Genomic DNA, 21,510 nt, shown 5'->3' with positions numbered 1-21,510 from the left:
CCGCTGAAACTGGCCCGCTCCCGGTTGGTGGCGGTCTCGTCGCTTAGAAGTTCTTTCTTCACACTGGTCCGTTTTATGACGAACTAAATCCTCTGCGCACCGCATGTCCGCCACTCGTCGCGCTGACGACACGGGTCGACAGCCAGCCCTGCACCCTTCTTGTCCGCCTCTGCCGTTACGGTAGGGCCCGCAACGAGTGCGTAATCGCAGGCCGCAAGGAGATGACAACAAGCATGACCCTGATGGATGCTCGCCCGGCTGACCGCTACGCGCGCGCTTCCAGGCCGACGCACGACACGCTTGCAGTCCCGCTGAGCCTGCCGGAGCTGGAGCAGTATTTGGCCCGTGCCGCTGACTTGTTGCGCGGGAACATCGACCAGGCGGACTTCAAGGCGTACATCTTCCCGCTGATGTTCTTCAAGCGGATCAGTGACTGCTACACCGAGGAGTACGAGCGGGCGCTGGCGGAGTCGGACGGCGACCACGAGTACGCGTCGCTCCGCGAGAACCACCGCTTCGGCATCCCCACCGGCAGCCTCTGGGAGGATGTTCGCGCCCGCACCCAGAACGTCGGGCAGGCCCTGGTAACCGCGTTCCGGGCGATAGAGAAGGTCAACCCGGATGTGCTGTACGGCATCTTCGGCAGTGCCGCCTGGACGAATAAGGACAAGCTGCCCGACGCCAAGCTCCGCGACCTCATCGAGCACTTCTCCACCAGAACGCTGAGCAACGCGGTTGTCGCGCCGGACGTGTTCGGGCAGGCGTACGAGTACCTCATCAAGCGGTTCGCGGACCAGTCCAACAAGAAGGCTGGCGAGTACTACACCCCGCGGTCGGTGGTGCGGCTGCTCGTCGACATCCTCGATCCGCAGGAGGGCGAGACGGTCTACGACCCGGCGTGCGGCACGGGCGGCATGCTCATCGAGGTCATCGAGCACGTGAAGCGCCAGGGTGGCCGGCCGCAGACCTTCTTGGGCAAGCTCTACGGTCAGGAGAAGGTGCTCGCCACTTCCGGCCTCGCCAAGATGAACCTGCTGCTGCACGGGGTCGAGGACTTCACGATCGAGCACGAGGACACCCTGCGCTCGCCGGCCTTCTACGACGGCGCACGCCTCGCCCAGTTCGACTGCGTGATCGCCAACCCGCCGTTCTCGCTCAAGAACTGGGGCGAAGTGGAGTGGGGCTCCGACCCGTGGGGCCGGAACCGGCTCGGGGGCGTGCCACCTAAGGGGTACGCCGACTGGGCCTGGGTCCAGCACATGATCGAATCCGCAGCACCGGGGACGGGTCGAGTCGCCGTCGTACTCCCGCAGGGTGCGTTGTTCCGTCAGGGCGCCGAGGGGCGCATCCGCGAGTTCGTGCTGAAGGCCGACCTGGTTGAGGCTGTGATCGGCCTCGCGCCGAACCTCTTCTACGGCACCGGCCTGGCCGCGTGCGTGCTGATCCTGCGCCGTCGCAAGCCCGAGGACCGCACGGGCAGGGTGCTGTTCGTCAACGGCGAGGCGCTATTCAAGCGCGGCCGCAACCAGAACAGCCTCGAACTCGAGCACGCCGAGGCCCTGCTGCGGACCTTCCAGGCGTTCGTCGACGCTCCCGGCCTGGCGGCGGTCGCCACGCTCGACGACATCAAGGCCCACGGATTCAACCTCAACATCCCGCTGTACGTCGCTCCTGCCGACGACGGCGAACAGCGTACCCTGGAGCAGGCCCTGACCGACCTCGAAGCGGCCCACGCCGCTGCCCGCGAGACCCGCGCCGCGCTAGAAGCCGAACTGGCCAAGTGGGGCCTTGGCCCGAGGGAGGTGGCGGCGTGAGCACGCGCATCACTCAGCGCGAGCTGGAGTCCTACCTGTGGGGCGCGGCCGTCGTGCTGCGCGGCCTCATCGACGCCGGCGACTACAAGCAGTACATCTTCCCGCTGGTCTTCCTCAAGCGGCTCTCCGACGTGTACGACGAGGAACGCGCCGCGGCGCTGGCCATCTACGGTGAGGACGAGGCGGCCGACCTGCCGGAGAACCACCGTTTCGCTATCCCCGACGGCGCCCACTGGCAGGACATCCGCGACGTCGGCAGCGGCGTCGGCGCGGCGGTCCTGGCCGCCATGCGGGCGATCGAGTCGGCCAACCCGGACACCCTGACCGGCGTGTTCGGTGACGGCGACTGGGGCAACAAGAACCTGCTGCCCGACCGGACGCTCAAGGAACTCATCGAGCACTTCTCCACCAAGACGCTCTCGGTGGCGAACCTGCCCGAGGACGAACTCGGTCAGGGATACGAATACCTGATCAAGAAGTTCGCCGACGACTCCGGCCATACCGCCCAGGAGTTCTACACTAACCGCACCCTCGTCCACCTCATGACGATGATGCTCAAGCCCGAGCCGGGGGAGTCGGTCTATGACCCGACCTGTGGCACCGGCGGGATGCTCATATCCACCGCCGCCGAGCTGCGCCGGCAGGGCAAGGAGTGGCGCAACCTGCGCCTGTACGGCCAGGAACTGAACTACGGGACTTCGGCCATCGCCCGGATGAACCTGTTCCTGCACGGGATCGCCGACGGCCGCATCGGGCACGGCGACACGCTTACCAAGCCCGCCTTCCTTGACGGTGCCCGGCTGCGCACCTTCGACGTGGTGCTCGCGAACCCGCCGTACTCCATCAAGGCGTGGAACCGCGCGGCGTTTGCCAATGATCCTTACGGCCGCAACCTGTGGGGAGTTCCGCCCCAGGGTCGTGCCGACTATGCCTTCTTCCAACACATCGCTGCGAGTCTCGACCCCGAAACTGGTCGGGCCGCGATTCTCTTTCCCCATGGCGTGCTATTCCGCCGCGAAGAGGCCGGACTGCGCGAGAAGTTGGTCAAGTCAGACATGCTTGAAGCCGTCGTCGGGCTTGGAGCAGGTCTTTTCTACAACTCGCCCATGGAAGCCGTGGTTGTCACCCTGCGCGCCAATAAGTCCGCCGAGCAGCGCGGCCGGGTTCTTTTCATCAATGCGGTCAACCAGGTTTCCCGTGAACAGGCGCAGTCGTTCCTCCGGGAGCGGCATCAAATGAAGATCCTGGCCGCATACGAGGCATTCGGTGGCGACGACGGCTTCGCGGCCGTTGCCACCCGCGACGAGATCTCCGACAAGCAGTATAGTTTAGCCATTTCGCTCTATGTCACCCACTCGGCTGGAGAAGCCAAGTCGCTCAATGTCAAAGAAGCGGTTAACGAATGGCGAGCTGTCGCTGGCGAGGTTGACGCGTCAATCCGAAACGTGGTCACCCTTCTGCGGCAGGAGGTCAACCGGTGATCCTCAACTTGGACAAGGCCAACTGGAAGCGCGTGGCGCTCGGAGACGTTGCAACGGCATCCAGAGAAAAGGTTGATCCTGCTTCCGGCGATGTGAAGCGCTACATCGCGGGCGAGCATATGAACACCAATGTCCTGAAGATTCATCGCTGGGGAGAAGTCGGCGAGGGCTACCTCGGGCCTGCATTCCACCGTCGCTTCCGCCCAGGGCAGGTACTGTATGGCTCTCGACGAACGTATTTGCGCAAGGTTGCCGTTGCAGACTTCGATGGAGTTACCGCCAATACCACCTTCGTTGTTGAGTCCAAGGACCAAGCCCATCTGCTGCAAGCTTTTCTGCCCTTTGTGATGGCGTCGGAGTCATTCCACAACTTTGCGGTTCGTGAGTCAAAGGGCTCGGTTAATCCTTACGTGAATTGGTCCGATATCGCACGGTATGAGTTTGACTTGGCTCCCATTGGCGAGCAGAAGCGCATGACTGATCTGCTGTGGGCCGTGGAGGCATCACGAGAAGCGGCTCGTGCTCGGCTGCATGCCGCGGAGCGAGTCGAGAAAAAGCTTCTAGAAGGCATGGTGCATTCGGATTGGCCTTATGCAACCGTGTCCGAGTTGGGCAATGTCCAACTGGGTCAACAGCTGCACCCAAAGTACCGGGTGGGTCCGAAGGTTCGACCGTATCTCCGTGTTGCTAACGTCGGCGATAATTGCCTTCGCCTAGATGATGTGGCAAGCATGGACTTTAGTGATCCTGGTGCCGAAAAGTTTCGACTAGAGCCTGGAGATGTGCTACTCAACGAGGGTCAAAGCCTTGAGCTGGTCGGTCGTTGCGCGATGTTCCGAGGTGAGATTCCGGACTGCTACATGCAGAAGACTCTACTGCGATTCCGGGCTGGTGCGGAAATTGTCCCTGAATTTGCGCTAGCATGGTTCCGTCGATGCTTCTATCTTGGCCATTTCGCCGAGATGGCAAAGAGGACCACGTCAATGGCTCACCTTACCGCTGTTCGCTTCTCGGCGATGCCGATGCCTTGTCCGCCGATGGCCGACCAGCGCGCCGTTGTTGAACTGGTGGAATCCGTCGGGGGCATGCTGGCGGCAGCCCGTGAGGAACTTCATGCGACAGAAAGTCTGCGTTCATCGCTCCTCACTGAAGTCTTTGGAGGCAACTAATGTCTCAGTTCACCGAGGACAAGACTGTTCGGGACTTTGTGCGTGACCTTGTTGAGTCAAACGACATCCAGTTCGTATCCGGCAAGGGGTTGCCGCGCCGGGAGGATGAGGTGCTGCTGGAGGGGCCGGTCAAGGAGGCTCTGCAGCGGTTGAACCCGGTCATCGAGGCCGATCCGCGGCTGGCGGACGAGGTGATCTACCACCTGCGAGCGATCGTCCTCTCCGCTCGCCGGACGCCCAATCCGGTGGTGGCGAACGAACAGTTCGCCGCGTGGCTGACCGGGCAAAAGTCGATGCCGTTCGGCCCGGCCGGGGAGCACGTCACCATCCGGCTCATCGACCCCGACAGTCCCGCGCCGAGCGCCAACCAGTGGATGATTTCCACGGAGGTGACGTATCGGGTTGGGCGGGTCGAACGCCGCTTTGACCTAGTGCTGTGGTGCAACGGTTTCCCGTTGGTCGTCGGCGAGGCGAAGTCGCCGGTCCGTCCTGCCTACTCCTGGATCGATGCGGCGGCGCAGATCAACGAGGATTACGAAGTCAACGTACCGGCGTTCTTCGTTCCCAACGTGTTCAACTTCGCCACCGAAGGCAAGGACTTCCGGTACGGCTCGGTCGGCATGCCGGTCGGCCTGTGGGGTCCGTGGCGGGAAGAGACCGACGACGAGGCCCCGGCGCGGACCGGCCTGGCGGTGGTGCGCGAGGCCGTCGAAGGCGTGCTGTCGCCGGCGGCGGTGCTGGACTTCCTGCGGTTCTTCACGGTGTTCGCAACTGACAAGAAGCACCGCAAGATAAAGATGATCGCGCGATTCCAGCAGTTCCAGGCAACGAACCTCATCGTCGAACGGGTGCTGCACGGGCGGATCAAGCAGGGCCTGATCTGGCACTTTCAGGGTTCGGGCAAGTCGCTGCTCATGGTCTTCACCGCGCAGAAGCTGCGCGCGACGGCCGGTTTGACGAACCCCACGGTGATCATCGTGGTCGACCGGATCGACCTGGACACCCAGATTACCGGCACCTTCAACGCCTCGGATGTGCCGAATCTCGTCTCGACTGACAGCCGCAGGGAGCTACAAGCTTTTCTCACGGCGGGCGCTCGGAAGGTCATCATCACCACCGTGCACAAGTTCGGCGAGGCGCCGGGGGTGCTGGACGACCGCGACAACATCATCGTCATGGTCGACGAGGCCCACCGTTCCCAGGAGGGTGACTACGGGCGCAAGATGCGTGAGGCCCTGCCGAACGCGTTCCTCTTCGGCCTGACCGGCACCCCGATCAACCGGCGGGACCGCAACACCTTCATGTGGTTCGGGTCCACAGACGATGAAGGTGGCTATCTCTCGCGGTACTCGTTCCAGGATTCGATCCGCGATGGGGCGACGTTGCCGCTGCACTTCGAGCCGCGCCTGTCGGAAATCCACCTTGACGAGGCCGCGATCGACGCGGCGTTCGCCGAGTTGGCCGAGCAGCACCGACTCACCGAGGCAGACAAGAGCACGCTGTCGAAGCGGGCCGCATCGCTCGAGGTGTTGATCAAAGCGGACGAGCGGGTCCGCCGGATCGCGGCCGACATCGCCGAACACTTCCGGACGAAGGTCGAGCCACAGGGGCTGAAGGCGCAGGTGGTCGTCTACGACAAGGCGACCTGCGTCGCCTACAAGGCGGAGTTCGACGAGATTCTCGGTCCCGACGCCTCCACGGTCGTCATGAGCCGCACCGCTCGTGACCCGGAGGAGTGGAAGGAGTACACCCCCGACCGGGACGAGTTGGAGCGCATCACCGCCCGATTCAACGACCCGGCCGACCCACTGAAGATCATCATCGTGACGGCGAAGCTCCTCACCGGGTTCGACGCGCCGATCCTCTACGCGCAGTATCTCGACAAGCCGCTGAAGGAACACAACCTGCTCCAGGCGATCACCCGAACCAACCGGGTCTACCCGCCGACCAAGACGCACGGGCTGATCGTCGACTACCTGGGCATCTTCGACGACGTCGCCAAGGCGTTCGCCTTCGACGAGAAGAACGTCCAGCAGGTCATCAGCAACATCGCCGTACTGCGGAATCAGCTTGGCCCCGCAATTGAAGCCGCGCTGGCCTTCTTCCCCGCCGTCGACCGTACCGTCGGTGGCTACGAGGGGCTCATCGCCGCCCAGACCGCGATTAGCAGCGACGAGGCCCGCGACGCGTTCGGCGCGGCCTTCAGCGTCGTCGCCCAACTCTGGGAAACCCTCAGCCCGGACCCGATCCTCTCCACCTACGCGGCCGACTACCGGTGGCTCACCGACGTCTACGAGTCGGTGCGGCCGTCGGACATCGCCGGTCGGCTCGTGTGGCACACCCTCGGGGCCAAGACGTTGGAACTCATCAACGAACACGTCACCGTCGAGGTACCCCGTACCGACCTCGACATGATCGTCCTGGACGCCCAGGTGATCGAAGACCTCATGACGGGCCGGCGGAAGGACGTCGACCCGGTCGAGGTCGAAAAGTGGATTACCGCCCGTATCGCCAAGCACATCGGTAATCCTGTCTTCATCGAACTCGGCAAGCGGCTCACCGCACTGCGGGAGAAGTACGCCCACTCCCAGCAGGCCAGCCTGGACTTCCTGAAGGAGCTGTTCGCCCTTGCCCGGGACACCGTGGCCGCGGAGAAGGCCGCCGCCGAGGTGCCCCGCGAGGACCGAGGCAAGGCGGCGCTCACCGAGCTGTTCCAGTCCCTCAAGGGCAACGGCACCCCGATCATCGCCGAGAAGATCGTCGACGAGGTCGACGAGGTCGTTCGGGCGGTGCGGTTCACGGGCTGGCAGGACACCCGTGAGGGCGACCGACTGGTCCAGCAGTCCCTCCGCAAGACGCTCTGGACCAAGTTCAAGATCCGCGACAACGACGTTTACGAGCGTGCCCTCGGCTACATCCGCGAGTACTACTAACGCTGCCTGCTCGGCGCAGGCGTAGGCCGCAAGAACGGTTGATGCTACGCACCGCTACCAGTCCTAGCGCCAGCATCTGCACATGCCCGGTCTTCGCGCGCGATTTCGCGGAACGCGTCGTCGAGAGAGTCGATGGGAAGCTCGCTGTATTCCCACGCCTCGGTGTACCCGTCCTGCCGATCGACCACGAGCGACGATCGGGTGCGGCGCAGCCCACGGCTGAGGAGACCGCGGAGGAACGCTTGCTCCAGGTCGAATGCGCGCCCGCCGTCCATCTCGTCGCTGATCTCAATCAGCTTCCAGCCGAACCGGCGTAGCTTCTTCAGCCGTGCCGCCGGCACATTCGTGATCCCAATCTTCCGCTGCTCCTGCCCTTCGTAGGTGCGGCGAAGCAGGTACAGATACGCAGGCAGGGCCGGGCGAAACCCGGTGACGGCGCACGTGGGACATCCATGTCCATCGCCGGCTGTCCGATTCGCCACTGACGTTGTCCAGAGGTGGGCTGGGTCGGTGCGGCACCGCCAGGTGAAGCGCTTGTGCGTGCCAGCGAGGACCTGATCAGGGGTGCGGCCACCATTAAGTGCTGGGTCGAGCTCGGCGGCGACCTCGGGGAACCGGGCGGCGAGGGAGTTGGTACGGGACAGACGCATACCGGCGCAGCACGGGCAGCCGAGCCCGTTTGTCGTGCGGGAGTACACCTTGGCGGGCCAGATGTGGTCCGGGCCGGCTGGGCATCGCCAGACGAGGGTACGGTCGCTGCGGCTGACGACCTTGTCGGCGGTGAGCCCGTCGTTGAGGGTGGGATCGAGTTGAGCAGCGACCGCTGGGTAGAGGTTCGCGAGTGAGTTCGTGACAGACACCTGCCAGCCGGCGCAGGCCGGACAGCCGGTCCTGGCACTCGTTCGTTTGTCTACCGACACCCTCCACTCGTGATCGGGGCCCTCCGGGCACTTCCACCACACCGCCTCACCGCTCCCAGCCACGATTTGGTCGGGGGTACGGTCACCGTTCCGGGTGGGGTGCCACTGGGCGGCGATCTCTGGGTGTCGGGCCCGGAGGGAGTTCGTCACGGATAAGCGCAGTCCGGCGCAGCACGGGCATCCGGCGCCGGCGACTGTCCGGGTTCGGATGACTGTCTCCCACTCGTGGTCGGGGCCTTCGCCGCAGATCCACCAGGCACGGTCGACGCTGCTGGTGCTGATCACATCGGCCGGGGTGCGGGTGCCGTTCCTGCTGGGGTGCCACTGCGCGGCGATCTCTGGGTATCGGGTCGCGAGGGAGTTCGTCTTCGACAGCTGCCGTCCGCCGCAGGCCGGGCAGCCGGCGTCTCGGGTGGTGCGGCCACACACCGGGGTCGACCACACGTGGTCGGGGCCAGCGTCGCACCGCCAGACGGCTGGTGTCGCACTGCCAGCAACGATCTGATCGGCGGTGAGACCGCCGTTCAGCGCCGGATCGAACTGCGCCGCGATCTCCGGAAACCGGGCGGCGAGGGAGTTCGTCCGTGACACCTTCTTGTTGGCGCAGTACGGGCAGCCCGTCCGGCCGCGGGTGCGGGAGCTGGGGCTGGCTTGCCAGTCGTGGCCAGGGTCAACGACGCACTGCCACCACACGAGCTTGTTGCTCTGCGCGGTCACCTGCTCAGGCCGAAGCGGCCCGTTCCGGTCGGGGTGCCACTGCGCCGCGACCGGCGGAAACAGCGCGGCGAGAGAGTTAGTGGACGACACTTGATTGCTCGCGCATGCCGGGCAACCGGTCTTGTCGAAGGTGCGGCTGTTCGGCGAGACCCGCCAGGTATGGTCAGGCCCCTTGTCGCAGATCCACCACAGCGGTTTGTTGCTGCCGGCGATTACCCGGTCGGCGGTGATCCCGCCGTTGCGGGCCGGGTCCAACTGCGCGGCAACCTCAGGGAACAGGGCGGCGAGGGAGTTGGTGACCGACACCTTCTGGTTCGCGCAGCACGGGCAATTGGTGCCCATGGTGGTGCGCTGCACGATCCGTACCTGCCACTCATGGTCCGGGGCCGTGTCGCACAGCCACCACACCGCTGTGCCGCTACCGAACACGACGGTGCCGGGGGTCAGCTCGCCGTTCTTGGTGGGATGCCACTGCGCGGCGACATGTGGGTAGCGGACGGCGAGCGAGTTCGTCACGGATACCCGCTTGTTGGCACAGAAGGGGCAGCCATTCCCCCCGGTCGTGCGCGAAGAGATTTGCGCCTGCCACTCGTGATCAGGTCCCAAATCGCACCACCACCAAGCGGTCCGATTGCTGCCGAACACGACGGTGTCCGGGGTCAGGTCGCAGTTCTGAGTGGGATGCCACTGGGCGGCAACGGCTGGGTACCGGGCCGCAAGGGAGTTCGTCACCGAGACTCGTTGTCCGGCGCAGAACGGGCACCCTGCACCCGGCCTTGTCATGTTCCCTACGACGGCCTGCCACTCGTGGTCAGGTCCTTCGGGGCACTTCCACCACAGTTTCCGTCCGTTGCCGGCTGACAGGGTTGCGAGGTCAAGTGTGGGATTGAGGTCCGCGTGAATCATCGCAACCAGGTGTGGATACCCGTCCCGCAGAGTCAGACCGCGCCGCAGCGGCACGGTCCTATTGTCCGGAAGGGATCGCTCGGAGTCAGCGGGCGGAGTCGCGACGGCAGGGTCGAGCCCTGCACGAACACCGGAGTCAACGGCTTCTCTTGGCACAAGCAGCAGGGTATTCGTAGGGTAGGACGCTGGTCCTGCCGCAACGTTGGGCCGGCGACGATGGCACACCACATGCACCTTTCCCTTGCGGACCGACCTGTGGCTCGGAAGCCGGAACGCGCTGATTCCGCGAACCAAGGACGCCGAGTTCTACGAGGCCATCAAGGACCTCACCGGCTAGACCTATACGCGTCACGGCCTCGCCGAACGGCAGATCACCACGCCAAGCTCCTGCGCCGGTTCGCAACCTGGCACGTCCTGCCCCGGCTCCGGGCTCGCGCCGAGACTCGGCCGATCACCCGGCCGGGCGCCGCTACGCCGGCGAGCAGATCAGCCAGGCTGCCGACCTGCTCGAATGGCTGGCCGCCCGTGGCTCTGCGCTCGCCGACTGCCGTCAGGCCGACGTCGACGCGTGGTCCGTCGAGCACAGCGACAGCAACCGCGACACCGTCCGGGCGTTCCTGCAGTGGTCGGCCGCGAACCGGCTCAGCCCACGGTTCGAGCTGTCGGCCGCCCAAGGACCGGCCGCCGCGGCGCTGCCCCAGCACTACCGCACCGCCACCAACCGCGAATCATGCTGGCTGTTCCCCGGCCGCCGCGCCGGCCGACCGCTCCAGCCCCGCACCCTATCGCCGCTGATCCAAAAGTTCGGCGTCCTCACCACCGCCCCGGGATCCGCCAGCACGTGCTCGACGTGCCTGCCCCGGATCGTCGCCACCGCACGCCGGCTCCACGTGGTCCAGCTACGCCCCCACCGGTCGCGCGGACACGGCCTGACGCGTCCGAGGTCCAGTGATCCGAGTGCCGGGCCCCTCACTGGCCGCCAGGTGACCGGCCCGCCGCGCGCCCGAATCACCGCCGCCAGTTCTCACTCCCCCGAGTGGGGCGGCGTCCGACCTGACTTGTCCGCCCCTGCCGCCGACCGGGCCCACCCCGATGACCGATCGGGCAGGGCGGATGCTGAGGCATCGGTTTGGTCTTGAAGACGCCTTGGCTTGCTTGCATAGTCGCCCTACCGCGCTGCCCCCCAACCCAGAAGAGGGAGACCGTGTCACACGCATCCGAGATACTTCGGCTCCGGGAAGCCGAGTGGGCGCCAGCCCTGCGCGCGGTGTCGCTGGTCGCCGAGATTGACGCACCGGAGGACCACGCCAAAGAGGTCATTCGCGCCCTGGGACGGGCTTTTTGGTATTGCAAGCCCCTAGAGCGGCAGCGGTTGCTCACCCGTCACTACCCCGCGTGCCTGGTCGTCGGCCTGGCTGGAATCGGTGCCGTCGGGTACGAACACGGCGACTACTGGAGCGCCGTCCACAACGAGGCGCCGGGCCAGGTCGACCAGACGTTCTGGGGGAGGGCCTTCCGCCTCAACCTCGACCACTTCCGGCTGGCTCGGTTTCCTGGTCTGCCGCAGGTCTACGTCGGTGAGATCCTCATGCATGCCGGGGTCCCCGCGTACTGCCTCGGCGATCTGCTGAATCTCCTCCTGCACCGCCAGGCCCGCGAGCCCGGACTCACTGGCGAGAGCTTCCTCGCCTGGGCGCTCGCGCCCGGCCGTGAGTCGCGGCTGAACGGGACCGACAAGCCGGTGCAGCGGTTCATCCAGCGCGGCGAGGACTACGCGGCGGACCTTGTCGACCGCTGCCTCGACCTGTTGGAACGGCTGCGGCAGCCGGGGTTCACCGCCGACGGACTCGGACTCTCCCCACACCTGGTTGCCAAAGCACAGGCGTTAGCGGAGGCGGAGCAGCTCGACTGGACGGGCAGCTCGGAGCGCGTCGGATCGGCCGCGCAGGCGGCGCAGCAGCGCCCCCACCTGGAGTTGGAGCCGTTCGGCCGTGGCCTGATGGTGTGGTTGCCGCAGGTCCACGACGCACCGGACGGTCGCGTCATGTGGCAGTTGCGCTTCGATGGCGAGGTCCAGTCGGTCGTCAGCCAATCGCGTTGGCCTGGCACCAGCGAGACGGCACCCGCAACGGTGGTAGCCATCGCACGCCCCGCGCGTCAGGCGACGGTGGAGCTGGCCGGCTACGACCAGGAGTACGAACTGGATGTTGTCGACCCGCGGGATCCCCTGTTGGTCTTCACCGAGGACGGCCGACGGGTGCCGGCGACCACCGGCCTGCCGCCCGAGCCGGTCTGGTTGCTGTACCCGCAAGAGAGCGACGGCGGTAGGCCGCTCGAGCTGCAGGTGGATGGCGACCTGGTCGACACGTACGACGTGCCGGCCCCGTACGGCTGGCTCGGCTGGACGCTGCGCCGCGCCGACCTTCGCCAGGTGTCGCAGCTGTGGCTTGGTGGCGGAACGCCCCGCCGGGTTAAGGGTGCCCGCCGCGCCCATCTGCAGCTCGCCCAGCCCTTGCCCGGAGTGAGCAGCCTCGCCGGCGCACCGGTGATCGCGACGGCCCCGCGGCTGACCCTGCCGACGGAGCCCGGCGTGAGCACCGACTGGTCGATCCGGATCCGCCGCCCCGGCTCCGGTCAGCTCCTGCACACCGAGAGCCTCTCCGCCGACCACGACACGACGGTCGACCCGTGGCGGGACCTTGCCCGCCCCTTGGTCGGCCCCTACGAGATCACTGTCCGAGGTCCGCTCGGCCGCGGCCTGGCCCGCACGCTCGAGTTCGGCGAGGGGTTGTCCGTCATCTCCTACCCCGCCTGGCGGGAGATCACGGCGGACGGGCTGGAACCAGCCACCGTAGGAGCCGACGTCACCCTGCCCGGCCTGTCGGTCACGCCCCCAATGACTCACCTGGGCCCCGCCGACACCGCTGTCGAGCTGCAGCTCGACAGCCCGGGCGGCGCAACCACCGTACGGGTCACGCCCGCCCACATGGCGCTCCAACGGCTGGGCGGCGGCAGCCGCGGCGAATGGTCCCTGCAGCCACTGCGTCTGGACACCGAGACGATCGGTGAGGGCGAACTGCTGGTGCGGCTGCCGCGGGCGGCGGACGCGCGGCTGATCGTCCGTTCCGGGGGCCGCGAGCTGCAAACTGTTCCGTCTGGAGCGACCTATGGGCAGCCGATGGCCCGGTTCCCGCTCGCGGCCATCGCCGACACGGTCGGCACCCACGGGCTCGCCCAGCTCGATGTCCGCTTTGACGGGCAGGACTTCCCAGCAGCGCGCTGCGTACCTCGACGCCTCGCCAGCGCGGTGCACCTCAAGGACGACCGGCTGGTGCTGGTCGACGGCGTGCGAGCCGAAGGGCTGACGGCCGCGCTGTACCAGGTGTACGCGCCGTGGGAACCGCCGTACCTCGCACGCCTCAGCGCGGACCTGGTCAGCGACCGGCTCCCCACGCGGGTTACCACGGCGGGTCCCCTCGTGGCGCTGCTGCGCATCGAGGATCCGTGGTTGCCGTCGGACTGGCCGGAGTGGCCCGGCCGCGACAACGCCTTCGACCTCGCCGAGCTGAAGTGGCAGCCGACCGGTCAGGACCCGGCGGGTGAGGCGGTCTCGGCGTACCTGGCCGGAGCAGGTGCCCTACGCGACCTACCGGACATCGCGCCGCTGCTGTTCGACCTCTACCCGCGCGCGGACGACCTTCGTGCCCGTGGCGTCACAGCCAACATCCGTGGCGCCGCGGCGCTCCTGCGCCCGCATCCCGCCGCCGCGCTGGCCGCGCTCACCAAGCACCGCGCCTCGGCCGACCAGGTGGTCGCGCCCCTGGTGCACTCCGGTCTGATCGCCCTGCCTCCCGGCAGGTACGTCAGTGCGGCCGACGAGGCGCGGCTATGGACGACGAGCCCACTGGCCGCAATGCTCGCCTCGGCCCACCGGCTCCCCGACATCGCCTCCCAAACCGATCTGGGCGAACAGATCGCCGCGGTGTGCGGGGAGGTGGCGGCGCACCTGCTCGCCGGCGGGCCCGATCCGCACGAGACGGTCGGCAGGTTCGACCAGTCGGCCGAGGTGTTCGCGTTGCTGCCGGCCGAGGAACGCGACCGGGTGTGGCGGGCGATGCGCGTCGTTCCCGGCGGCCTGCTCGACGCCGACGAACGGATGGTTGCGGCCCGCCACCTGTTCGAGGTACGGGTGCGGCCCGGCCTGGGACGGCTCTCCAGCAACGCAGAGGGGCTGCTGCGCGCCCTGCAAAAGCCCTTGGCCGAGTGCGGCGGCCCGCGGGTGGTGGCCGCGCTACAGGCGCGCAACCCGACTCGAGGGTGGCTTGCTCTCCCCGCGCTGTCGCTGGCGTTCGCCTTCGTGGCGCGGCTGGCCGCCCGAGGGCACGCGGCCCCGGCCGGGCTGCTGCCACGAACCCTGCCCTCGCACGCGACGCTCGCCCGCAGTGCGCCCCGTCTCGTGGCCATCGACCTTCTCCTCGCGGAGTTCCTCCTGACCGGAGCCGGAGCAGCCGAATGATCCTCGACCCCCTTGCCACCAGCGACGCGATCGTCTCCACCTACCGGCGCTATCTTCGTTCCCTCGTGGAGCCGAAGGATCCCCGGCTCGCGACCGCGCTCGAAGCTGCCATCGGCGACGCGATCAACCAGGAGATCACCAAGGGGCCACTGCTCGAGGCGACCCCGCCCTACGTCACCAGCGCCACACCCCGGCAGCTCATCGACGCGGGCGTGCTCGATCCCGGCATCGCCAGCCTGGGCGCCGGCCTGGCCATCAACCGTCCGCTCTACCAACACCAGGAGCGGGCGATCCGGAAGGCAACCGCAGGGCGCAACATCGTCGTCGCCACCGGCACCGGATCCGGCAAGACCGAGAGCTTCCTCATCCCCATCCTGAGCCGGCTGATGGCCGAACGTGCGGCGGGCAGCCTCGGGCCTGGCGTGCGGGCGCTGCTGCTGTACCCGATGAACGCGCTGGCCAACGATCAGATGAAGCGGCTGCGGGGCTTGCTGGCCGAGGCGCCGGACATCACCTTTGGCCGGTACACGGGTGAGACCCGCCGGAGTCGCCGGGAGGCCGTGGAGGTCTTCGAGCAGCAGAACCCTGGCGAGCGGCCGCTGCCCAACGAACTGCTCAGCCGGGAGGAGATGCAGCAGCGACCGCCGCACCTCCTGCTGACCAACTACGCCATGCTCGAATACCTGCTGCTGCGGCCCTTGGACATGGATCTCTTCGAGGGCGAACACGCCGGGCACTGGCAGTTCATCGTCGTCGACGAGGCGCACGTCTACGACGGGGCTCGCGGGGCCGAGCTGGCGATGCTGCTGCGCCGACTCGCCGACCGGGTGGATTCGGGCCGACCGGTGCAGTGCATCGCGACGAGCGCGACCGTCGGTAGCGACATGGGAGCCGTGGTCGACTTCGCTGCCTCCCTCTTCCCCGTCCCCTTCGAGTACGACCCCGCCGATGAAGCGAGGCAGGACGTCATCACCGCCGACCGGGTCCAGCCGCCGCCCGGGCCCGAGTGGGGACCCCTGCCCGCCACGGCGTACGAGAAACTGCTAAACGCGCCGGACCCCGCCGGTGCCGTCGTGGCCCTCGCCCGAGAGCACGGGTACGCCGGGGACGACCCCGCCGAGGCGCTGGCGTATGAGCAGCGCGTTCGCCGGCTCAAGGCGCTGCTCGCCCACGGGCCGATACCGCTGCACGAGGTCGCCCAGGCCCTGTTCCCCAGTAGCGGCGCGTCCGCGACCGCGTCGATGGTCGCCTTGGCCAACAGCGTCCACGACAAGGACGGCACACCGGTGCTCTCCGCCCGCTACCACCTCTTTGCCCGCGCGACGGAAGGGGCTTTCGCCTGCCTCGGAGCCAACGGGCCGCACGTCAGTCTGACCCGACACGAGCGCTGCGGACGGTGCGGCGACGCCGCCTTCGAGTTCGGCACCTGCCGCCGCTGCGGCACCGTCTACCTGATGGGCACGCTGGAGCGGGTCGGCACCTTCACCGTGTTTCGGTCCCGCCGCTCCCGTGACGAGCAGCAGGTGTGGATGGCGCTGGTCGACGAAGTGGCGACCGACGAGGACGAGGAGATGTTCAGCGGTGCCGCCCAGGCGGCCGGCGAGCTGGGCGCGCTGTGCACCCGGTGCGGGGTGTTCCAGATCGGTAAGGCGGCCAACTGCCCGCGCTGCCCGGACGGCGCAATGCGCGCCGTTCGTTTCCTACGGCAGCGCAGCGACGAACTCACGGCCTGCCTCGCGTGCGGGGGGCGCGGAGCCGGCCTGATCCGACTCTTCGCCAGCGGTAACGAAGCCTCCGCCTCGGTCCTGGCGACCGCCCTCTATCAGAAACTGCCCGTAGCCTCCGATCCCGTTCAGCAGGGCCTGCGGGGCGGCGGGCGCAAGCTACTGCTGTTCAGCGACAGCCGGCAGTCTGCGGCGTACTTCGCGCCGTACCTCGAAGACTCCTACGAGCGGGTACAGCGTCGGCGGCTGCTCCACGAGGGTGCCGTCGCCGCTGCGGCGGCCGACGACGAGGTTCGCCTCACCGACGTCGTCTACCACACCTCCCGAGTAGCCGACCGGTACGGCATCTTCGAACGGCGGCAGAGCCGACAGGCTCGGGAGCGGCAGGTCGCCCTCTGGGCGCAGGTCGAGGCTGTCGGCGTTGACGAACGCAACTCCCTGGAGGGCAGGGGACTCATCGCCTGGGACATGTCCCGCGACCCTGCCTGGCTACCACCCCAGCCGCTGCTTGCCCTCGGCCTCAGCGACGAAGAGGTCTGGGCGCTGCTCGCCGAGTTGATCCGATCGATTCGGCTCCAGGGCGCCGTCGGCGCCCTTGACGGAGTGGACCCCCGCGACGAGGCGTTCCAGCCGCGGCTCGGCCCGATCTACGTACGCGGCACCGGCTCCGACGCGCGCCGCAAGGTGCTCAGCTGGCTGCCGACCAGGGGGACCAACCGGCGGGCCGACTTCGTGACCCGCGTGCTTGCTCGGCTCGACCGGCAGGCGGACCCGATCCAACTGCTGGAGGGCGTGTGGCGCCTGCTGACCAAGGGGCCACAGGCCGAGTGGCTGATCGCCGGCACCGAAGCCGGCATCGGGCAGGTCCACCAGCTCGACTCCGCCCTGATCACCTGCACGCCGACGGCCGGCGGCCTGACCATGTGGCAGTGCAGCAGGTGCCGCAAGCTCACCCCGTTCAACGTGCGCGCCACCTGCCCCACCATGGCCTGCACCGGCGATCTCCAAACTTGGACGTCCCCTGCTGCGGACACCGACCCGGACCACTACCGCAACGTCTACCGGGACATGAACCCAGTGCCGCTGCGCGTACTCGAACACACCGCCCAGTGGACCAGCGAACGAGCCGCCGAAATCCAGCAGCAGTTCGTCCGCGGCGAAGTCAACGCCCTCTCCTGCTCCACCACGTTCGAACTCGGCGTCGACGTCGGTGAGCTGCAAGCCGTCATGCTGCGCAACATGCCTCCGACCACCGCGAACTACGTCCAACGGGCCGGCCGGGCCGGCCGCCGAACCGATTCAGCCGCGCTCGTGCTCACCTATGCCCAGCGCCGCTCGCACGACCTCTCCCGTTTCGCCGAGCCCGACCGGATGATCGCGGGCGAGGTCCGGGCGCCGTACGTGCCCCTGACCAACGTGCGGATTGATCGGCGGCACGCCCACTCCGTCGCGCTCGCCGCATTCTTCCGGCACCAATTTCGGTCCCACGGCACCATCTGGCGAACGGCAGGGGAGTTCTTCCTGCCAGGTGACGACGGGATCGCCCCAGTCACGTTGGTCCGCGACTTCCTCAACCCAGTTCCTGGGCGGGTCACCGACTCGCTGCGGCAGGTGCTGCCGGCCGAGGTGCGCGACATCATCGGCGTCGACTCCGAAGAGTGGGTCGAGCACCTGGTCGACCTGCTGGAGTCGGTCCGGGCCGAGCTGCAGCAGGATGTCGACACGTACGAGCAGAAGCGGCAGGAGGCCTTCACCGCCCGCCAGGACGACAAGGCCGCGCGGTACGGCCGCGTGATGAACACGATCACTCGCCGCGAACTGCTCGGGCTGCTTGCCAACCGAAACGTCCTGCCAAAGTACGGGTTTCCCGTCGACACCGTCGAGCTGCGGCTGGCCTTCGCGGACGCCCCCATCGCCAAGCAACTTGAGCTTTCCAGAGACCTCTCGTCGGCCATCTATGAGTACGCACCCGGTGCAGAGGTCGTCGCCGGGGGACTGGTCTGGCAGTCGGCTGGCCTGTACCGGCTGCCCGGACGCGACCTTGAGCGACGCTACTACGGGGTGTGCGACGGATGCGGCCACTACCGCGACTCGATCGACCGCCTCGACCAGGAGTGCCCGGCCTGCGGCTCCGCCCTCGTCGGCGTACCCCGTCAGTACGCCATTCCCGTCTTCGGCTTCGTCGCGGCGCGCGGTACGGGCCGGCGACCCACCAGCGCGCCGCGCCGGGCCTGGCACGGCGCGACCCATGTCGTGTCTCCCGGCGCTGAGCTCTACGCGGACAAGTTGGACCTCGCCGGCGGCGCGATCACCATCCGGGCCGGTGCCCGGGGCGAGCTGGTGGCAATCAGCGACGGTGCGATGGGACGCGGCTTCCTCGTTTGCGCGACCTGTGGCTTCGCCGGCCGGGCCATCGACGGTCGGGTTGACCACCAGAGTCCGCTCAGCGGCCGCGAGTGCCGTGGCCGCATGGAGAACTTGTCGCTGGCCCACAAATATCAGACGGACGTCCTCGACCTGAGCTTCGATGGTGCCGTCGTGGTCGGAGTCGAGGACAACGCCTGGCGATCGGTCGCGTACGCACTGGTGGAGGGGGCGGTGCGCGCGCTCGAGATCTCCCGCGACGACATCGACGCGACGGTCTACCGAACCGAAGCCGGCCGTAGCGTGATCATGCTGTACGACACCGTGCCCGGGGGAGCCGGCCACGTCCGGCGCATCGCTGAGCGGCTGCGGGACGTACTCAACCATGCCCTGCAGCGGGTCCGCGACTGTGAATGCGGCCCGGAGACCAGCTGCTACCGCTGCTTGCGGGTGTTCCGCAACGAGCGTCACCACGAGCAGCTACGTCGCGGCGTGGCGGCGGACGTGCTCAGCCGCCTCCTCGGTAAGCACGACCAAGCGCCCGTCGGGGCGCTGCGGGTCTCGCTCTCGGACGTCGGGCCCGCCCTTACCGCGACTCGCCGATTCCTGGTGACGGAGGCGCCCGGCGAGGTCTTCGAGCCCGTCACCTCGGGACAACTCGACCTTTACGAAGGTCGTGTCGTCCTCGCCCGCCGTGACGGCGACGCCGCGGTAGGGCGGCTCTGGCTCCAACGCGATGCCAACGATGTGGTCGGGGCGGGCCTGCAGCCGGTAGCCGGAGCGCCGTTGGATGACGGGGCAGACGATCTCATGCTGATCGGCGTCGCTGTGTGGTGATGTGGAGCTGGCTGTTGCTCCGCATACCTCTTCTGGTCGCCGCCTTGGGCTGTGGCCCCCGCAGAGCGTGGTGACTTCGATAACCGACACCCGCCGATGCAACTCAACTGGAGAGGTGGTCGAGTCCTATGGGGCGATCGGCTAGCAGAGAGGTAGCCGGCGTTGATGCGCCGCGGCCGAAGGTGTGTCGCATCGCCTCGGAGGACGAGGCCAGCGAGCTAGCGCACCGGTTGTTGGTGCCTGGGCGGCGGTGGCCGGTCGTCGTGCTGACGATTCCGGCGGGGTATGACCAGCCGTTCGGTGATCCGGACGAGATCAAGCAGGCGGTCGGCGACCTGGCAGAGGTGGTGCTGATGCCCACGAGCGACGTCTCGTGGGCGTTCTCGCGGGTGATGCCCACCATGACACAGGTGTACGGCGGCGCGGGTCGGGTGTACCCGGTCGATCATGCCTGGGTTTCTGACCCTGGGCGTAGCAGGTTGCGCTTCGCCTACTCGCCAGACGACCGCAAACGCATCACCGATCAGTTGATCAGCGATGCGCTGCAAGCGGCCATGGCAGCCGGACTCGTCGAGCCCCGCCCGCGTTCGGAGTCTCAGCATCGGTCGGGACGGGTGCAGGGCGTCATCGGTTCGCGGGCGCTGGTCACGTTGGAAGACATGTCGGCGGCGACGGTGTGGGAGGAGTTGACCCTTCCCGGTGTGACGCTGGACCAGGTGCTCGTCAAGGGGCAGTCAGTCGCGGGCAGCTACGACCGGGACTCGCGGCGCCTGGACGTGCGGGCCGCACTGATGTTCACCGACCTCGCCAGCGCCTTTGTAGGTGTGAACGAGGCGTACCAGATCGGTGACGTGGTTCTGGCTGAGGTGGCCGCCGTCACCGATGACGCGGTCACCGTGCGGCTGTTGCCCGGTCTTGCGGTCGAGGTCGGCCGGGAAGCGGTCACCACCAACCCCAACGACAACCTGAGCGGCCTGTTCAGCGTCGGGGAGATCGTCGCCGGCCGCCTCGTTGCGTTGGAGCCGCTGCGGTTGCGGTTGGACGACGTCGATGACGAGGAGTTGGCAAAGCCGGCGCCGAGTCTGCTTTTGGGCGGGCCGCCGTGGCTGCGTCCGCCCGCCCCGCAGCCCTCAGCTGCGGCGGCGCCCCCCACACCGGCACCGCCGCCGTCGACTACGCCACCGAAGCCTCTCGTACGGAGTACGGCGCCGCGACAGCCAACCCCGTCCGACCTTGCCCGACAGCTTGCTCCACCGCAGCAACCCGTGCTGCCGCGACCTGCCGAGCCTGCGTCAGCGCGGGAGCAGGCGCGTATCCTACACCTGAGCAACGAGCTGGCGGCCGAGCGGGCGACCCGCAAGGCCCTCGCCGACGAGCTGACGGGTCTACGGGCCCGAGCCGCTGACCTAGAGGCTGAGCTCACGCAAGCGACTCGGTCCATTGGACAGCTACAGACCCGCTACCGCGGCGCCGACCTGGCTCGGCAGCGGTTGATCAAGCAGCTCAAGAGCGCGCAGAGCCGTGCAGGCCAGTCTGCGGATGCGGAGGGGCCGCTCTTCCTCGATCCCGAGGACCAGTTTCGCTACGAGGTCATTTGTGAGTGGGCGCAGCGCGTTCCCGCCGCTGAGAAGGCCGCCAAGCCACTCGCTACGTATGTGGTGGCCCCCGGCTTCCTCGATTCCATTGAACAAGTCGAGGGCGTCAGCCGGGCGAAGGTCGTAGCCGTCGTGGTCGAGGTGCTCACTGGTCAGGTCCAGCACATCGCCGGGCGCGACGTGCACCAACTACGGAGTGGCAGCGCGGGCAGCCCCTACGTTCGCCGCGCCGATGGTGCCACCTGTTGGCGAGTGGCGCTGCAGCGGGAATCAGCCGCCGCGCGCCGGCTGCACTACTGGCGTACCCAAGACGGCTACGAGTTCTCCCGCGTCGTTCTCCACGACGACTACCGTCCCTGACGATCGGTGTCATCACTTTCACCATGACGGACGGGCCCCTGTCGAGCGCCGGCGCCGGTCATCGGGCGGGACACGGCCGGAAGACCCTGCGGTGTGGGGGAAGTCGACCCTCACCCGCAACCACGTGTGGGGAGGAACCGGCCGCGCCTGTGGGATGACCCCTACGCGTGTGAG

Annotated in this window: 8 protein-coding genes and 1 pseudogene; 7 read left to right on the top strand and 2 right to left on the bottom strand. The window is 67.6% G+C overall.

Annotated features, from left to right (window positions below; all coding sequences use genetic code 11):
• The first annotated feature begins 233 nt into the window (after window positions 1-233).
• The 4 genes from ACSDG8_RS05135 to ACSDG8_RS05120 are packed head-to-tail and all read left to right on the top strand — an operon-like array spanning window position 234 to window position 7,397.
• Window positions 234-1,814, top strand: coding sequence for an N-6 DNA methylase (locus ACSDG8_RS05135; RefSeq protein WP_439427714.1), 1,581 nt, complete (start codon window positions 234-236; stop codon window positions 1,812-1,814).
• A complete protein-coding gene (locus ACSDG8_RS05130; RefSeq protein ID WP_439427713.1) occupies window positions 1,811-3,295 on the top strand; it encodes a type I restriction-modification system subunit M in 1,485 nt (494 codons plus the stop codon). Before ACSDG8_RS05135 ends, ACSDG8_RS05130 begins: the two co-directional genes overlap by 4 nt.
• Window positions 3,292-4,464 carry a restriction endonuclease subunit S gene (locus tag ACSDG8_RS05125; protein WP_439427712.1) on the top strand — a complete coding sequence of 391 codons (1,173 nt, stop codon included), beginning with the start codon at window positions 3,292-3,294 and terminating at the stop codon, window positions 4,462-4,464. Before ACSDG8_RS05130 ends, ACSDG8_RS05125 begins: the two co-directional genes overlap by 4 nt.
• Window positions 4,464-7,397 carry a type I restriction endonuclease subunit R gene (locus tag ACSDG8_RS05120; RefSeq protein WP_439427711.1) on the top strand — a complete coding sequence of 978 codons (2,934 nt, stop codon included), beginning with the start codon at window positions 4,464-4,466 and terminating at the stop codon, window positions 7,395-7,397. The genes ACSDG8_RS05125 and ACSDG8_RS05120 overlap by 1 nt, the downstream gene beginning before the upstream one ends.
• A gap of 44 nt (window positions 7,398-7,441) precedes the next feature.
• On the opposite strand, the gene ACSDG8_RS05115 is transcribed toward ACSDG8_RS05120, so the two are convergent.
• On the bottom strand, window positions 7,442-9,766 hold the full coding sequence (locus ACSDG8_RS05115) for a zinc-ribbon domain-containing protein (protein WP_439428032.1): 2,325 nt from the start codon (window positions 9,764-9,766) through the stop codon (window positions 7,442-7,444).
• Between the two features lie 69 nt (window positions 9,767-9,835).
• Window positions 9,836-9,940 (bottom strand): annotated as a pseudogene (locus ACSDG8_RS05110) (zinc-ribbon domain-containing protein); the annotation flags it as partial.
• 1,267 nt (window positions 9,941-11,207) lie between these two features.
• Here ACSDG8_RS05110 and ACSDG8_RS05105 point away from each other — a divergent pair.
• From ACSDG8_RS05105 to ACSDG8_RS05095, 3 genes are all read left to right on the top strand, one after another.
• Window positions 11,208-14,456 (top strand): hypothetical protein, encoded by a 3,249-nt coding sequence (locus ACSDG8_RS05105; protein WP_439427710.1) that lies wholly within the window; start codon window positions 11,208-11,210, stop codon window positions 14,454-14,456.
• Window positions 14,453-19,381 (top strand): DEAD/DEAH box helicase, encoded by a 4,929-nt coding sequence (locus ACSDG8_RS05100; protein WP_439427709.1) that lies wholly within the window; start codon window positions 14,453-14,455, stop codon window positions 19,379-19,381. The genes ACSDG8_RS05105 and ACSDG8_RS05100 overlap by 4 nt, the downstream gene beginning before the upstream one ends.
• A gap of 263 nt (window positions 19,382-19,644) precedes the next feature.
• Entirely contained in the window at window positions 19,645-21,336 is a 1,692-nt protein-coding gene (locus ACSDG8_RS05095; RefSeq protein WP_439427708.1) for a hypothetical protein, read from the top strand.
• The last annotated feature ends 174 nt before the right edge of the window (window positions 21,337-21,510 follow it).

Source organism: Micromonospora sp. LA-10, assembly GCF_051853095.1.
Lineage (GTDB): Bacteria > Actinomycetota > Actinomycetes > Mycobacteriales > Micromonosporaceae > Micromonospora > Micromonospora echinospora_A.
This window is presented reverse-complemented; position numbering and strand designations above follow the sequence as displayed.

Excerpts from the sequence above, each read along its gene's own strand:
- ACSDG8_RS05135 (WP_439427714.1), top strand. The coding sequence starts at position 234 with ATGACCCTGATGGATGCTCGCCCGGCTGACCGCTACGCGCGCGCTTCC.
- ACSDG8_RS05120 (WP_439427711.1), top strand. The coding sequence starts at position 4,464 with ATGTCTCAGTTCACCGAGGACAAGACTGTTCGGGACTTTGTGCGTGAC.
- ACSDG8_RS05100 (WP_439427709.1), top strand. The coding sequence starts at position 14,453 with ATGATCCTCGACCCCCTTGCCACCAGCGACGCGATCGTCTCCACCTAC.